Genomic DNA, 16,959 nt, shown 5'->3' with positions numbered 1-16,959 from the left:
GCGCTTACAACGATGTTACTGTGCGCGTTTTTTTGCCATTATAGGCGGTGATTTAATTACGAAGGAACATCGCGGTGTATTTAAGCTATTTTGGCCTGAACGAAAAACCTTTTTCGATTTCGCCTAACCCTCATTATTTATTTTTAAGCGAGCGCCATAAAGAAGCCTTAGCACACTTAACCTATGGATTGGGTGAAGACGGTGGTTTTGTATTACTAACGGGCGAAGTAGGCACCGGAAAAACAACAATCACCCGCAGCATGCTAGAGCAATTACCTGAAAATACACAAGTAGCGATGATTCATAATCCTGCGCTGTCAGAACTTGAGTTGTTAGCCAGTATTTGCGATGAATTGAAAATTAGTTATGACGCACAAAATGCGACGCTTAAAAGTTTAACCGATATAATAAAAAAACACTTAGAGAGTAATAATAAGTCGGGTGGCCATACTATTTTAATTATTGACGAGGCACAGCTTCTAGCCCCCAATGTGCTTGAGCAACTTCGTTTATTAACTAATATAGAAACCGACCACAAAAAGCTATTGCAAATCGTGCTTGTAGGTCAGCCAGAACTTCAAGATTTACTAAAACGTAATGAGTTAAGGCAGCTTGCTCAACGGATCACCGCGCGTTATCACTTATTACCTTTAACACAAGGCCAAACAGTTGCGTATATCAAGCACCGTTTGCATATTGCAGGGTGTGATAAAGGATTGTTTTCGATGGATGCAATGCAGATGGTTCATAAAATGACAGGCGGTATACCTCGCTTGATGAACCTTGTGTGTGAACGAGCTTTAGTGGGTACTTTTTCGAAGCAGCAACTTGTTGTAGATGCTGAAATTGTTAAACAATCTGCGCAAGAATCACTACCTTCTGACTTTGTTGCAACAACGAATAAGCCTGAGCAGTCGCCATCGATTTTAATTTATTGCTTTGCTTTCGGCGCTTTGTTTGCCGCAGGTATTGGGCTTTCCTTTATTTTATAGTTAGGTGATTTATGTCTTATTTATTAGATGCGTTAAAGCAATCTCAACAAGCTGATATGAGCGCCGAGCAATACGATTTACAGTCGGAGCAGTTAAAACAGCAACAAGCACTCGCTCGTTACCGCCGTATCGCCTTTGTTTTTGGGGGCAGCTTGGCTGCCTTTGTAACGGTGGCAGCCGGATTTACTTTTGGTAAATGGGTGCAATCATCTGGTTCTGTTGAACCTTTAAATGTAGTTAGCACTCAAAGTAATGAACAAGTAACGACTGAGTTACAGACAGCAGCATTACCTACCACTGAACAAGCTGAGGTGAATGTAAAGCCTAAACCTGAAAAAGCGCCAAGCAATACAGCGACTATTGAAGGGCAGTTAGTGCATGTGCAAACACCAACGGGTATTCAGCAAATGCTGTTAACGCCCACTGGGCAGTATATTCCAATGCCATCAACAGTTGCAGCTAGTGGCATTCAACAAACTTTTAATCAACCTTCGCTTGTAAATACGCAAAATTATAATCAGCCAAACCAAGGTCAACTTAATTCAAATACACAGTTAACTTATAACCAAGGTGGTTTTGAACAAACTCAAAGTACGTCGTCAACAAGTATTGATATGAGTAAATATAAAGTGTTGGGTAAGCCAATTAGTGGTGCAGCGCAAGCTGAACCTAAAAGTGACCCTGAGCTTGATGCTGTACCAACTACACTTAAAAATGCGTTTGCACAGGCAGTGCAAGATGTCGATAAAAACCAAGATTATGAGGTAACTCAGGCCTCTAAATCGTCATCTCGGGTAGAGCCTATCGAATTGTTACCAGATGGCCTACAAGCCATGCTACCTAGCATAAAGTATCAAGCACATATCTATTCATCAAGTGCAGATAAACGCTGGATAAAGTTAAATGGGCGAGAGCTTCACGAAGGTGAGAGCATTGGTGCATTAATGGTAAAAGAAATTACACCTGAGCAAAGCGTAATAGATTTTGACGGTTACGAGTTTAGTTTAAAAGCCTTGCAGGATTGGCCAGAGTAACAAAAAGTATAAGCTCAATGAGTAACATTGAGCTTATTTTGACTATTTAAGGTAATACGGTAGTTTTTGTAAAAACGCTCTAAATCAATGTTGAAATCGCCGGCTTTTACGGTTGTTTCGAGTGAGTCTTCAATTCGCTTGTTCGACAAATCAATATCGAGCACTTCTGTATAACGGCTGTGCTTTGCACTATAAAAGGTTTTAACAATCGGCTTTAATGGCATCGCGGGATTACTTTCTGTCACAAGCCCGACTTTTTGGCTTGAAAGCTTTACTAATGTGCCCACAGGGTGAATTCCAATACACTGAATAAACTTAGTTAGTAATTCGCCGTCAAAGCTATCTGGGCAGCCTTCTTTTAATATTTTAAATGCCTTAATGGGTTCCATGCCCGATTTATAAACTCGCTCTGCTGTGAGGGCGTCATATACATCTACAATAGAAGCCATGCGGACATACTGGCTTATTTCACTTCCTTTTTTGGCAAAAGGGTAACCAGTTCCGTCTATACGTTCATGATGCATGCCTGCAATATCTACAGCAATACCAGTTAAACCTGACTCCTCTAAAATTTGTTTAGAGTAAACCGCATGCTGCTTCATTATTTCAAATTCGGCTTCGGTTAAGCGCCCAGGCTTATTGAGGACTTCATCTGGCGTTTTTATTTTACCAATATCATGCAGCAGCGCACCGGTGGTGAGCTCTACAATAATGTCTTTTTCAATATTGAGGTGCTTTGCAAAAATACCCATTAAGATAGATACGTTTATAGAGTGCTCTAGTAAGTATGCATCTTTTTGGCGCATTTGCGTGAGGCAGGCTAGGGCGTCTTGGTTTCTAAAAACTGAATCCATAAAACCGCTAGCAAGCTCTCTAAATGGAGCAATATCAATGTTCAGGCCGGACTTTATATCTTTAAATGCTTTTATTTGCAGCGTTTTAGCTTCGTCATAAAGCTTTTTAGCTTTATTCATTTCTTGAGCTGCATTATGCGTTTTTTGCCAAGGATCGCGCTTTATTTTTGTGGCAGGTGTTTTGGTTTGTTCTTTTTCAGGTACTGTTTTGGTGAGTGTTTTATCTGGGTCGATTTCGACTTCTAAAATACCCGCTTTAATAAGCTTATCAATACTCGTTTGGGTTTTTACCCATCCTTGGCTTTTTATTTTTACTCTGCCAGTTTGTTTTGTGACGCTTTGCACAAACATACCAGGGAGTAATTTAGAAACAGGGAGCTTTTTCAATTTAACTACTTAACTAATAAATCTATATTGAAAATAGCAAACTTTACGTACTTTAAATAGAAAAAAGGCACCAAAAGGTGCCTTTAATAAACATTATAAGTAATTAGTATTAGCTTAATTAATCATCATCTTCAACTAAGGTCATCAAGGATGTATTACCACCTGATGCCGTTGTATCTACACTAATTGTTTTTTCAGTGATAAGACGCTTGATTAATGTGTCGTAATATTCAGAACTGATCACCGGTAATATAGCGCCCTTACGTTGTGCAAGTTGCTGGCTGAAGTAACCTAAACGCGACGAACGCGCTGCAACAACTGCGCCTGCTAAATGAGGGTGGGCCAAAATAGCTTGTAACTGATTAGGTTTAGCTACCTGAAATACCCCTTCGGCAACACCTGTGGCAATAAACTTCTCTCTGAATGCTTCAGCTTCTTCATAGAACATTTCAGAGGCAACTGTAATTACCGTATTACCCGCAGCTAATGCAGTGATAATAGATAACGCCCAAAAGTTAAAAGAGGTACTCTTATCCGCATAACAAACAACACAGCCGCGAGCTTCTAAGTGAAGCGTGTTAGACTCACCCGTTGGCCCAGGCAATGTTGTAAATTTACGCATGTGCTTTTCAAGGCGGTTTAGCTGTGCGCGCGCATCTGCTAGCGTTAAAGCTAAATCGTCAGCAAGGTCATCAATAATTTCAACCGTAGCAATTTTGGCTAGTAGCTGACGAACAGCAGATACACGATCATTCAGCGGGGTTGCTCGCCAAATTTTTTCATCGCGCATTGAATTAGCCATTAGCTTTTCTACTTGAGCATTTGCGCCACTGTAGTGGTGTAAATCAAGCTCATCTGGCGTTAGGTTTGTCATTTGTACGTTTTCTGGCGATGCTTTTTCTTTCACCAAACGTTGTAGATAGTTAGGGCCGCCAGCTTTAGGACCCGTGCCCGATAGGCCTCGGCCACCAAATGGTTGCACACCAACAATTGCGCCAATCATATTACGGTTTACGTATACATTTCCCGCACGAGACATTTTAGCAAGATACTCGCAACGCTCTTCAATGCGTGAATGCACACCCATTGTTAAGCCGTAACCTGTATTGTTTATTTGATCGATTACGTCATCAAGTTGATTCGCTTTAAAGCGAATAATATGAACACATGGACCAAATACTTCGCGCTTAAGTACAGAAAGATCTTTTATTTCGTACAAACGAGGAGCAAAGAAGTACGCACCGTTTTCACTGTTGTCCGGAATTTTACATTCGTAATGAAGTGTTGCGTTGCCTTTTAAGTACTCAACATGTTCGGTTAAGTTTTTAAGTGCTTTTTCGTCGATTACTGGTCCTACATCGGTAGATAACAATGATGGATCGCCAATATGTAATTCAGCCAAAGCACCTTTAATCATTTCGATGATACCGTCGGCTACGTCTTCTTGAATAAACAATACACGCAGAGCTGAACAGCGTTGACCAGCGCTTTGGAAACCAGAACTTATAACATCATCAACTACTTGCTCAGGCAATGCTGTAGAGTCAACAATCATACAGTTTTGACCACCTGTTTCGGCGATTAATGGCACTTGTATGTCGTTTCGTGCTGCAAGTGTTTGAGAAATTAATGTGCCGGTTTCAGTTGAACCTGTAAACATAACTGCTTGAATACGTTCATCAGGAACAATTGTTTTACCCACTTCACTACCGCGTGCAATAACAGGTTGGACGACGTGCTCTGGTAAACCCACAGATAGCATAAGTTCAATTGTACGCAATGCAATTAAGCTTGTTTGTTCAGCCGGTTTGGCAATAACAGTGTTACCCGTCACAATGGCAGCAGCCACTTGCCCTAAAAATATAGCAAGTGGGAAGTTCCATGGACTAATACACAGAATTACCCCCCGTGCTTCAAAGCGCTCATCTTCTGAGAGTTCTTCGGCTCGTGCTGCGTAGTAACGACAAAAGTCGACTGCTTCACGTACTTCGTCTATGCCATCTTGTGCTACTTTACCCGCTTCTTTGATACAAATAGCAACGAGCTCGTCGTGATGACGTTCTAAAATGTCAGCAATTCGACGTAATAAATTAGCGCGGTCTTTTACAGGGGTTTGCGACCATGACTCAAACGCTGCTTCTGCATTAGCAAGTAGTTTTTTCATCTCATCGCCACTTTGTAGTTTTACATGGCCGATGATTTCTTTATGATTTGCTGGGTTTTTAACAGCAAGAGATCCATCAGGGACTTGGCTTTGATCTATTAGGTGCTCGTTAAACCAGTTGTCTAGGTTTTCTTTAAACGGGGTAATCACGTTTATATCGGTTAAGTCCATGCCTTTAGAGTTAGCGCGTTCTTCGCCGTATAAATCAATTGGCATTTTAATTTGCGTATTGTATTTGTTGCGAAGCCCTTGCAGCGTTTCTACCGGATCTGGCAGCAGTGTTTCTACCGGTTTAGAGGTGTCAACTATGGCATTTACAAACGATGAGTTTGCACCATTTTCTAGTAAACGTCTAACAAGATAGGCCAATAGGTCTTCGTGTTGGCCAACGGGAGCGTATACACGACACTGAATTTTTTCTGCATTTACAATTTGGTCAAATAACGATTCACCCATCCCGTGTAAGCGTTGGAATTCAAACCCTGTGTTATCGCCTTTAGCCACTTCTAGAATAGTTGCTGCAGTGTATGCATTGTGTGTTGCAAATTGTGGGTATAGCACATCACGTGCTTCTAGCATTTTAATTGCACATGCTTTATAAGATACGTCGGTTGTCGCTTTTCGGGTAAATACAGGGTAATGATCTAAACCATCTTGTTGTGTAGTTTTAATTTCAGTATCCCAATATGCGCCTTTAACTAAGCGCACCATTAGTTTACGACCTACACGCGTAGCAAGCTCTGTCAGCCACTCAATAACAAAAATCGCACGTTTTTGATACGCTTGAACAGCTAAGCCAAACCCTTGCCAGCCATCTAAATCTTTATCGCTAAATACGGCTTCGATAATATCCAATGAAATATCTAAACGGTCAGCTTCTTCTGCATCAACGGTAAAACCAATGTCGTACTGCTTTGCAGCCAGAGCAAGCTCTTTTAGCTTAGGTACAATTTCAGCCATTACTCGGTCTTTATGCGTAAATTCATAACGCGGATGAATAGCCGAAAGCTTTACAGAAATACCTGGGCTTTTAATAGGACCACGGCCATTTGCCGCTTTACCAATTGAGTGAATGGCATTCATATAGCTGTCAAAGTAGCGTTTAGCATCTTTACTTGTGCGCGCGCCTTCGCCTAGCATATCGTAAGAATATACATAGCCTTTTTGCTCTGTGTCGGCAGCACGTTCAATTGCTTCGTTTATGGTACGACCCATAACGAATTGCTTGCCCATAATTTTCATTGCAAAGTTTACAGACTTACGAATAACAGGCTCACCTAAACGACCAATGGTTTTTTTAAGCATACCAAACTGTTGGTCTTTGGTTTTATCTGTGTAGTTAACCATTTTACCGGTTACTAATAAGCCCCAAGATGATGCATTTACAAATAAAGAGTCGCTACTGCCTAAATGAGAGCTCCAATCACCTTTTGCTAACTTGTCGCGAATAAGGGCTTCTTGGGTCTCTTTGTCTGGTACACGAAGCAGCGCTTCGGCTAAACACATTAACACTACGCCTTCTTCACTTGAAAGCGAGAATTCATTCAGTAGCGCATCTACACCGCCTTGACCATCTTGTTCTTTACGAATGTTTAAAACAATTTGGCGGGCTCTTTCCCAGGCACGGCTTCGTGCTTTAACGCCTACTTCTGCAAGCGGTAAAATATGATCGATAACCGCATTTTCGTCTATGCGGTAAAAGTCACGGATTTTTTGTCTTATAGGACAGTCAGTTGTTAAATCGCCGTTGAATAACATAAGCAACCCTTAGCAGTGTTAAGATTTAAAGTAAATTTAATTACCAATAAAATACCAGTGATATTGAGAGTGCATTCTAAATAAAATTCAGCAGAATATGCTGGTTAAATTTGTCGATTTACGATAATTTACAGGGCATAAATTTAACTTATCCGCATAAAATTCTGTATGACAAATCCAAATAGATTACGCATGCTAGATCGCATTGATTTAGCAATTTTAGACGTTTTGCAAAAAAACGGCAGAATTTCTAACGTTAACTTAGCAAAACAAGTTAATTTAAGCCCAAGCCCATGCCTTGATCGCGTAAAGCGATTAGAGCAAGAAGGCTATATTGAGGGTTATTATGCTAAATTAAGCGAAGCTAAGTTAAATCAAAGCTTAGTGGCTCATGTTCAAGTGTCGTTGGTTACCTCAAATACTGCTGTATTTAAAGTATTTAAAGAACACATATTAAAAATGGAACAAGTTGTAGAATGTGACATGGTTGCAGGCGGTTACGACTACTTATTAAAAATACGTGTATCTAACATGGAAGAGTACAGGCAAGTGTTGGGTGACTTAGTTGATATTCCTGGTGTAGGCACACACCATACTTATATGGTTATTGAAAAAGTAAAAAAGACAAAGGGTTATTAATCGAAATTTAATCTTACTTATTTAAAGCATACAAAATAATGCTTGTATGCTTTAGTATTCATAGTTGCCCAACTTCTTTCCCTTTTGTTTTCTAATACCTTAATTTCATACTTTTAATTTATATAAAAATAAATAGTACTGCCTTTGTTTTGCCCATACAATGCGCAAAATAGCATGCACATCTTTAATTAAAGTACCGTTTTTTCTGCAATTTTTAATTGAGAAGGTAAACTGTAAATAATGTGCTTTTTAATTTTAAGGTTTTTTTAATGATTGAGTATCCGGTAGATCAGCTTCCACAACTCATAAACGACTTACTGCAATGCGACACCACAGAACGTAAGAATAAACTGTTGATCGACGCACAAAGCACACTTTCTACAGAGCATCTATCTTTATTGTTTGAAGCAATACCCAAAGAGCAGCGACTCGAAATTTGGCAATTGCTTGACGAAGATACACAGCATGAAATTTTTGTAAATTTAAGCCCTGACAGTTGTTTATGGTTACTGCAAACACTTGATGACAGTGATGCATTTAAATTACTTGATGAAGTAAATGTAGAAGAGCTACTCGAATTAGAAGAAGTTATACCTGAGCGGTTTGTCGACTATGCAAGAAAGCAATTAGATGAAGCGCAAACCAAGCAGTACGATTTAGCACAGCAATACCCACCAGAACAATTAGGTCACTGGCTAGGTTTTGATATTTTAAAGGTGTCTGACAAGTTAACAGCTGGTGGTGCAAAAAAACTTTTATTCAAAGGTGTACCGCAATACAGCGAAGTTATTTATTTAGTGACCCGCAAAGGCAGTTTAATTGGTGAAGTGGCCATTAACGATGTTATTAAAGCACACGATAACGATAATTTAATGACACTGGCAAATCATGATTTTTCATCGTTGCATGCAGACGATGATTTATATGAAGCTGCTGAAGTCGTAATTCACTCTGAGCAAATGGCTATGCCGGTTGTAAATTCAGATAATAAATTATTAGGGCGATTAACAATTGCCTCTGCTTACGAACTTCGCCAAGAAATAACCGATGAAGCCACCGCAAAGGCCGGTGGTTTACGAGAGGACGAAGATTTATTTGCCAGTGTGCGAAAAAGTGCCAAAAACCGTGGTATTTGGCTAGGTATAAACTTGGCCACTGCATTTTTAGCATCGTGGTTCATTGGTTTATTTGGCGCCACTATAGAACAAGTGGTTGCTTTAGCGGTGCTTATGCCGGTTGTAGCCTCAATGGGAGGAATTGCGGGTAGTCAAACATTAACCGTTATCGTGCGTGGTTTGGCTTTGGGGCAGGTGACTGATTCAAACCGCAATGCGTTACTTAAAAAAGAACTAAGAGTCGGGGCTGTTAACGGTTTAGTGTGGGCATTTGTAATTGGTTTACTCACCTACTTATGGTTTAACGATTTAATGTTAAGTGTAACGATTACAGTCGCTATTTTATTAAACTTAGTAGCGGCCTCGCTCGCGGGCGTTGTAATACCATCGATTTTAGACAAAATGAAAATAGATCCAGCGTTATCTGGCTCTGTTATTTTAACTACGGTTACCGACATTGTTGGGTTTGTGACCTTTTTAGGTTTAGGCAGTTTGTTGCTGCTATAAACTTTTTAACAGGAAAATAAAATGACGTTTGATGTCATGATTTGGTGTGCTATTGCTCTGTGTATTTCGCAATCGGCAATATTTTCGGGCTTGAATTTGGCGTTCTTTTCGTTAAGCCGATTACAGCTTGAAATGGAAAGTTCAAAAAGAAACGAAGCGGCAATTAAGGTTATGGCACTTCGTAACGACTCTAACTTTTTACTAGCAACCATTTTGTGGGGTAACGTGGGTATTAACGTTTTACTCACGTTGCTCTCTGATTCTGTATTAATGGGCGCTAGCTCGTTTTTATTCTCAACGATTGCGATTACGATAATCGGTGAGATAACACCTCAAGCTTATTTTTCTCGTAATGCATTAAAAATGGCGAGTATGCTTTCGCCATTAATAAAGTTTTATCAAGTTTTGTTTTATGTTGTTGCTAAACCAACGGCCTTGGTACTTGATGCATGGCTGGGCAAAGAAGGTATTACCTATTTTGCTGAAAGCGAGCTTAGAGGAATAATACGTAAACACATTGAGGCAGAAGAAGCTGATGTGCAACATGTTGAAGGTATTGGTGCACTTAACTTTTTTAGCTTAGACGAAATCAGTGTAACTAAAGAAGGGGAAATAATTGATCCAGATTCTATAATCTCTTTACCTACTAAACTTGATTTACCTATTTTTCCTGAACTGACATTATCAGCCGATAATGAGTTTTTACGTAAATTACACAAATCGGGCTATAACTGGGTAATTTTGACTAACAACGATGGGTGGCCGTTATTAGTGGTTGATGCAGATGGTTTTTTACGATCAGCATTATTTGAGCCAGATATTTTTGACCCTTACCATTTTTGCCACAGACCTATTATTGTAACGGATGAAACACTGCGTTTAAGTGAGGTTATTTTAAAAATACGCGCAAATCATTCGCTCGATAAATCGTTTGATGGTGCTATTGATCACGACGTTGTGCTGGTATGGGGTGATGAGAAGCGTATTATTACTGGTGCTGATATATTCGGTCGTTTATTAAAGGGAATGAATGCGCCAAAGTTAGAGATGAACGAAAATAAAGAAGTACAGCCGCTGGCAAAATCGTAAGTTAATCTATTTTTTTATAGTTAAGCCAGTGCTATATATGCATAGCTCAATATTTGATATGCGAATAAAAAAGCCGCTAATAGCGGCTTTTCTATTGAACAACATTCATTCAATTAATTTATGCCCAGCCTTCGTAACGCTTACGGCGCGACAAAACAATGGTTAAAATAATTCCCAAAAACAACCCTAAAAATGCAATTGCACCGCCGTAGGTAAGTAGTTGTCGTTTTTCTTTTGAACTAGCGGCTTCTTTTTGCGTGCGCTCTTGCGCGAGTGTTGTTTGCAGGCTTGTAATTTGCGCTGATAATTGCAGGTTTTGATCGGTTAAGGTTTGATTTTGCTTTTGTAGCTGCGGTAGTTCTATTTGAGCAAGGCGTAAATTTTCTTGCATGGTGCTCATTTCGCTGCTTAAAACTTGGTATTGTTGATGTAACCCAGGTGTAGTAGAAATAAATTTAGTTTCAATCCAACCTTCGCGGTCTTTATCGTCTTTTATTTTAATAAAGCCGTTTTCTTCGCTAGATAGTACTGTTATTTTTGTTCCTGCGTCTACAGAGCCAAGTAGTCGATAATTTTTGCTCGCGCCTGAACGCATAAATGTATACAAATTATCAATAACGTAAGCGGTATTTGCATCTGATGAGCTCGCTGTTTGTGCTGCATCTTGTGCGTAGCTTATAAACGTAGTGGCTGTTAAAAGTAGCCCGAATAAACAATGTTTTAGCATTTATCTACCTTGTTGTTCTTACTGAGTCCGTTATGAACATGGTTTTTTAATTCACATATAATGCAAGATAGTAGGGATTTAGCCTTTTAAAAGCAAGGCTGATATTGTAACCCTGACATGATTAAAGCACTTAATAAGCCTAAAAAATTTGCATTGTTAGAGCGCTTTGTTTATTTTGACCACTTATTTATTTTAAAGGTAATCCGCAGACCGAATGGATACTGAGATAGAACTGAAATTTTTGGTATCAGATGCCGTTGTCCCACTGATCCCCTCACTAATTACTCAATTTGCTAAAACGGTTATAAATAAACCATCGCGTAGTTTGCAAAATGCCTATTATGATACGCCAAGCCGTGAACTTCGAGCACTTGATATTGGCTTTAGAACCCGTTGTTCTGACAATCAGTGCGAACAAACTATCAAGCTTGCCGGCGAAGTGGTAGGTGGCCTTCATCAGCGCCCAGAATATAACTTACCTATTGATTCCAGCCGCCCTAACTTAATGGCGTTTAGTGCTGATATTTGGCCACATGGCATGCAAGTTAATGCAATTTCACAAAATTTGTACCCTATTTTTAGCACTAACTTTATTCGCCGCACGTGGTTAATTGAAACGCAAGCTGGTGCAAAAATTGAAGTGGTGCTTGATAAAGGCGAAATCGCAGCCTCTGGGCAAGTTGAGATGATCAGCGAGCTGGAAATAGAATTAATTGAAGGCAGCCGGAATGAGCTGTTTGCTTTGGCTGATATTTTAGTTAGCCAAAACTGTATTCGACTCGGTTTGTATTCAAAAGCAGCACGCGGCTACCGTTTAGCCGACGACAATCCGCTTAAGCCTAGTAAGTCGATTGGCTTTGTTAAGCTTCCTCGTTCTGCGACCCAAGAAAGCGCTTTAAAAGAAGCAATGAACTTTGGTATTCGGTTTGTGCAAAAGCATGAGCAGTGTTACTTCGATAAACCGAGTTTAAAAACCTTAAAAAGGGTGACTGATGGTATTAGTTTAATTCGTCATACTTTTTGGTTGTTTGACGATATAGTCTCTAAAGACAGTACCGAACAGCTTCGTACTGAGCTCAAATGGCTTTTGAGCGAGTTAGCATGGGTAGAAAATGCAATTCAGTTAAAAACCTATACATCTAAACGTCATGCATTTTATAAAAAAATAAATGCGGCGCCAGCTTTGGCGCAAGTTATTAACGATTTAAAAGAGCTACAACCTAGTATTGATGACATTAATGCGCTTTTTCATAGTGCTCGTTACAATCGTTTATTGCTCTCGTTAACAACGTGGTTGATTGACAAGCAATGGCGAAAAGATTGGGGGCAGGTAGAGCTCCAAGCTGCAGAAAATCCAGTGTCTTCTATTGCTGAAAGATTATTTAATAAAGACTGGAAAAACCTACATCAATTATTGCCTAAAGAGCAAACGCTAGGTGTACTTGACTACCTTAATTTAAGAATGCAGCTTGAAAACAGCTTGCTAAGTGGTAATTGCTTAGGATCGATGTTCGATAAAGAAGAACGTCTTGAGTTTAGGTTGCCGTGGTTAGATATTTCGCATGGTGTTTATGAACTCAGTACCCTAGAGTACTTAAAGCAATTATGCGCAGGTCAAGACGATGAGCAACTTGCAAAAATTCAATCTTGGCTGGAGCAAAAGTCTGAATATTTAGTCAGTGCAATGGAGCAAAGTAGACTTGCTTCGTATGACATAGCGCCTTATTGGCAAAAATGATGATCAAGCACTTTTGTAAGTTAACCCCTATGCAAAAGTGCATTAGTTTATTAATTATTTTGTTAAGCTTTAATACTTACTCTGAGCCCCGTTGGCAATTATACAAAAACGAGCAAGGAGTAAACATTGAATATCAGCAATTCTCTAATGATACGTTTATTGTAAAAGGTCAGCTTAATATTGAAGATGTAACAGCCAATGACTTTTTAGATTTATTAAGTGATACGCGTATTGCTTCAAGCTGGCTTGAAAACACGTCTAAAGTACGTGTAATTAAAGCTTTAAGCCCTTCAGAAAACCTTGTTTATAGTTATATCGACTCCCCTTGGCCAGTGGCAAACCGTGATGCCGTTACCTATTCGTGTTACTCAAGACTCTCTCCTCAGCAAACCAAGCTTTCTATTGAATCGCGTCCTAAAGAGTTACCATTAACTAAGCGGGTAGTTAGAATAAAAACGCTAAACGCACATTGGTTACTTACACAAAAGGGCGAAGATTTAAATATTGAGTATCAGGTTTACGCTTTACCAGGGGGAAATATACCAACGTGGCTATACAATAAAGTGGGTCTTAAAAGTACCTTCAAAACGCTCGTTAATTTACGGACAATGCTAGAAACTAAAAGCTACACCGCAATCGAACCGGTTATTAAAGTTGGAAGTTGTAATTTACGCGAACTAACCGTTAAATAAGTTATTGTAAAACTGGAAGGGTGTTCACCTATAAATGACTCAGGTACGCCATTTATAGGTGGTTGATCAATATTTTAATATTTGGCTGCTTTAGAATCTTTAGGCAGTGAGTTTTGTATAAACTCCCTTAAGTCGTTATTTGAGCTTTCTAAATCAGCATGGCGAAGGTACATCATGTGCCCACTTCTGTAGCCTTTAAAGCTTAGACGGTCTTTCATTTTTCCACTTGGATCTAATTGCCACATTGTGTATTTGGCATCAAAGTAATTAGTTGCACCATCGTAATAACCCGCCTGTACCATTACATTCAAGTAAGGGTTTTGAGCCATCGCAAGACGAAGGTTTTCACCGGTATTATTGCCACTTCTATCCCAAGGATGAACGTTGCCAAATAAGTTATATTTGATGTCGGTTTTATAGTTTAACTCCTCGCGTAGGTAGTAATTGATTGCAGGCGTAAAGGAGTGCAACCATGAAGTCAGCTCTGCCCAGTAATCAGGTGAGTCACCAGCATCACGTTTGTCTATACCTAAATAGCGAGAGTCTAAACGGCCGACTGTTTGTCCTCGGTCACGCAATAATTCCTTCCAAAAGTATTGCGTAGGGATATCGAGGTTGTTTTGATCGACAAAGGTTTCTGAAAGGCCTGCATACTCAGCCATTTTTTTAATAATACGACGCTTTTCGTCTTGCGCTAAAAAACCGCCCTTTGCTAATGCGGGTATTAGTTCATTTAAAGTAAACTGCTCAACTTCAGGAAGGAGTTCATCTAAGTCCTTTGCTTGTAAGTCGGCGTTTAGTGCTTTGTGATACCACGCTGTGGCTGCAAAATACGGCAAGCGATTTGCCGCTTTAACTGGGCCTTCGCGTTTGATACCAATGTCTGTTGGTGACACTAATACAACACCGTTGATATACATCCATTGGCTATTTTGTAATTCATGTGCAAGGCCTGATACGCGTGTTGTGCCATAACTTTCGCCAATTAAAAACTTTGGAGAGCGCCAACGCTCTGTTCTATTTACAAAAGTATTTAACCACTCGCCAAGGTATTTAATGTCGGCGTTAACACCAAAAAACATGTCTTTTTGTTGAGCTTTAGAAAGCATTTCGCCTTTTTCGTTTTCAATAACTCGCGAATAGCCAGTATTTACTGGGTTTACGTAAACAATATCGGCAACATCAAGCACAGAGTAAGGGTTGTCTTTTACACCATAGGGCTGAATAGGATAGCCTTCATCATCAATTTTTAATACGCGAGGGCCTGTATAGGCTAAGTGCATCCAAACTGAGGCTGAGCCAGGGCCACCATTAAAAGAAATGAGCAATGGGCGTTTGGCTCTATCATCAACTTTATCGCGCGTGTAATACGTGTATTGTAGCGTAGCAACGGCATCACCTTTGTCGTCCCATACGGGTTGAGTGCCTGTTGCAACCGTATAATTAAAGCGTTGACCATTAATTTTAGCTTTGTGTTGGGTGACTACTTTACTGTCTACATCAATACGGCGTCGATTATCAGCATCAGCAAGCGGGCTGAGCATTAATGCAAAAACCGTGATTGGTAAAATACGACTAAGCTTCATGAGGTGTCCTTATTATATTTGATAACCTATTAAAGATAAAAATAAGCAAAATAACAAAAGTAATGAGACTAGCTGCCGATATTAATGGTTGAGTTAATTAATATAAGCCGATAAGTAAAATAATCAATTATTTATGGTGTAAATTTTTGTTTAATTATTTAGCTAAGAATTAAAATCGGGTATATTTGCCAGCAAGTTTGTTTTTATTACAATTATTGATTTACAAGCTGGTTAATGGAATGTGCTTTAATATTTAAAGCGTTAAATAACAATGACTCTGGGATGTTTTTTATTTACTTATTTTTGCTGCTTAAAGTGTGGTACCAGTAAGTTTTATTATTTTGTGTTTGCAGCAGATGTTGCAAAAATAATGAGAACAAAGAGAAGGTCTATGCAAAGAGTATTAGTGGTTGAAGACAGTAAAGTAGTCCAGCAGGTTTTACGCCACTTAACCGCCCAGTATTTAGATGTTGCCGTTGATTTTGCCTGGTCATTAGCTGAATGCCAGGAGCACGTAGAAAAGTACGACTATTCATTAGCACTTGTTGACTTAACTCTCCCCGATGCCCCAAATGGCGAAGTTGCCAAATATACACTTTCTAAAGCAATTCCTACGGTTGTGCTTACATCAAAGATAGACGAGTACAAACGTCAGCAAATGCTAGAAGATGGTGTGGTGGATTACGTTATAAAAGATAACCGTGATTCTTATCATTATGCCGTTAAATTGGTTTCTCAACTTTTAAGAAACCAAGGTTGTAAGGCATTAATTGCGGACGATTCTATGTTAAGTCGTTCGTTAATGAAGCAAATGCTCGAAAAGCAATTGTTTGATGTAAGCACCGCGAATGACGGCCAGCAAGCGCTTGAAATATTAAAAGCTGATCCAGATATAAAGCTGCTTATGACCGATTACGCTATGCCAACAATGGATGGTTTTGAGCTAGTTAAAGCAGTCCGTAATTTTAGAGGGCGAGACGATTTAGCTGTAATTGGTTTATCTGGAGCAGGCAAGCACGGTTTATCAGCACGCTTTATAAAATATGGCGCAAACGACTTTTTGACTAAACCCTTTATGAATGAAGAGTTTCATTGCAGGGTGTTGCAAACAATGGAGCAGTTATCACTGATTGCAGATATCAAAGAAAGTGCTTTTAGAGATCACTTAACCGGTTTATACAATCGACGTTATTTTTATCAATATGCTGAAAAGTTATTAAAAAATCAAAATCAAAATAATACGCTAGCGCTACTCGACGTGGACTTTTTTAAAAATATAAACGATACATTTGGTCACGAAGGCGGCGATCAGGCGCTTAAGCAGGTTGGGTCTCTTATTCGCTCAACTTTTGCAAAATTTACTGTAGCAAGGGTGGGTGGTGAAGAATTTGCCATTGTTCTACCTGATATCGATTTAGCCAGAGCACGCGAATATTTAGAAGCGTTTAGAAAAAAAATGGCGAGTTACGATTTTTCTATTAGTGACAAGTCTTGCACGATAACAGCGAGTATTGGGCTTGCAGAGTTTCAAAATACCAATTTAAAAGATGCGATGCGTGTTGCCGACAAGGCGTTATACGAAGCAAAAAGCAAAGGCAGAAACTGTATCGGGTAACTGTTTATATTATAGCGCAATTTTGGGGTCGTTTTTATATGTGCACCAATGTAGCGGAGTTG

12 protein-coding genes are annotated in these 16,959 nt (G+C 39.5%); 8 read left to right on the top strand and 4 right to left on the bottom strand.

Annotated features, from left to right (window positions below; translation table 11 throughout):
- The first annotated feature begins 74 nt into the window (after positions 1-74).
- Together P20480_RS09930 and P20480_RS09935 are read left to right on the top strand one after the other, a co-directional pair.
- On the top strand, positions 75-992 hold the full coding sequence (locus P20480_RS09930; RefSeq protein WP_008129344.1) for an ExeA family protein: 918 nt from the start codon (positions 75-77) through the stop codon (positions 990-992).
- 11 nt (positions 993-1,003) lie between these two features.
- Entirely contained in the window at positions 1,004-2,026 is a 1,023-nt protein-coding gene (locus P20480_RS09935; RefSeq protein WP_008129343.1) for a general secretion pathway protein GspB, read from the top strand.
- Positions 2,027-2,040: 14 nt separating this feature from the next.
- Here P20480_RS09935 and P20480_RS09940 read toward each other — a convergent pair whose 3' ends face one another.
- Together P20480_RS09940 and putA are read right to left on the bottom strand one after the other, a co-directional pair.
- Complete coding sequence (locus P20480_RS09940; protein WP_008129341.1) at positions 2,041-3,267, bottom strand: cyclic di-GMP phosphodiesterase; 1,227 nt, start codon at positions 3,265-3,267, stop codon at positions 2,041-2,043.
- A 118-nt stretch (positions 3,268-3,385) separates the two neighbouring features.
- The gene (gene putA, locus P20480_RS09945) at positions 3,386-7,189 is read right to left on the bottom strand and encodes a bifunctional proline dehydrogenase/L-glutamate gamma-semialdehyde dehydrogenase PutA (RefSeq protein WP_008129340.1); all 3,804 of its coding nucleotides are present in this window, start codon (positions 7,187-7,189) and stop codon (positions 3,386-3,388) included.
- A gap of 168 nt (positions 7,190-7,357) precedes the next feature.
- Between putA and P20480_RS09950 the strand changes: the two genes are divergently transcribed.
- The 3 genes from P20480_RS09950 to P20480_RS09960 all read left to right on the top strand — a co-directional run bounded on the left by P20480_RS09950 (position 7,358) and on the right by P20480_RS09960 (position 10,539).
- On the top strand, positions 7,358-7,828 hold the full coding sequence (locus P20480_RS09950) for a winged helix-turn-helix transcriptional regulator (protein WP_033025401.1): 471 nt from the start codon (positions 7,358-7,360) through the stop codon (positions 7,826-7,828).
- Between the two features lie 269 nt (positions 7,829-8,097).
- Entirely contained in the window at positions 8,098-9,450 is a 1,353-nt protein-coding gene (locus P20480_RS09955) for a magnesium transporter (RefSeq protein WP_008129337.1), read from the top strand.
- A 21-nt stretch (positions 9,451-9,471) separates the two neighbouring features.
- The gene (locus P20480_RS09960; protein WP_006791520.1) at positions 9,472-10,539 is read left to right on the top strand and encodes a DUF21 domain-containing protein; all 1,068 of its coding nucleotides are present in this window, start codon (positions 9,472-9,474) and stop codon (positions 10,537-10,539) included.
- 118 nt (positions 10,540-10,657) lie between these two features.
- Here the strand turns inward: P20480_RS09960 and P20480_RS09965 are convergent, their stop codons facing one another.
- Positions 10,658-11,266 (bottom strand): TIGR04211 family SH3 domain-containing protein, encoded by a 609-nt coding sequence (locus P20480_RS09965; RefSeq protein ID WP_008129335.1) that lies wholly within the window; start codon positions 11,264-11,266, stop codon positions 10,658-10,660.
- A 214-nt stretch (positions 11,267-11,480) separates the two neighbouring features.
- Here P20480_RS09965 and P20480_RS09970 point away from each other — a divergent pair, with 214 nt between their 5' ends.
- Positions 11,481-13,004, top strand: coding sequence for a CYTH and CHAD domain-containing protein (locus P20480_RS09970; RefSeq protein WP_008129334.1), 1,524 nt, complete (start codon positions 11,481-11,483; stop codon positions 13,002-13,004).
- Positions 13,004-13,696, top strand: a complete 693-nt coding sequence (locus tag P20480_RS09975; RefSeq protein ID WP_033025399.1) for an START domain-containing protein — start codon at positions 13,004-13,006, stop codon at positions 13,694-13,696. The genes P20480_RS09970 and P20480_RS09975 overlap by 1 nt, the downstream gene beginning before the upstream one ends.
- Before the next feature lie 74 nt (positions 13,697-13,770).
- Here P20480_RS09975 and P20480_RS09980 read toward each other — a convergent pair whose 3' ends face one another.
- A complete protein-coding gene (locus P20480_RS09980) occupies positions 13,771-15,282 on the bottom strand; it encodes a S10 family peptidase (RefSeq protein ID WP_008129332.1) in 1,512 nt (503 codons plus the stop codon).
- Positions 15,283-15,673: 391 nt separating this feature from the next.
- Between P20480_RS09980 and P20480_RS09985 the strand changes: the two genes are divergently transcribed.
- Positions 15,674-16,897 (top strand): response regulator, encoded by a 1,224-nt coding sequence (locus P20480_RS09985; RefSeq protein ID WP_006791513.1) that lies wholly within the window; start codon positions 15,674-15,676, stop codon positions 16,895-16,897.
- Positions 16,898-16,959 lie beyond the last annotated feature (62 nt).

Source organism: Pseudoalteromonas sp. BSi20480 (assembly GCF_000241365.1).
Taxonomy (GTDB): domain Bacteria; phylum Pseudomonadota; class Gammaproteobacteria; order Enterobacterales; family Alteromonadaceae; genus Pseudoalteromonas; species Pseudoalteromonas marina.
Note: the sequence above shows the minus strand (reverse complement) of the source record. Positions and strands in the feature narration are given on the sequence as shown.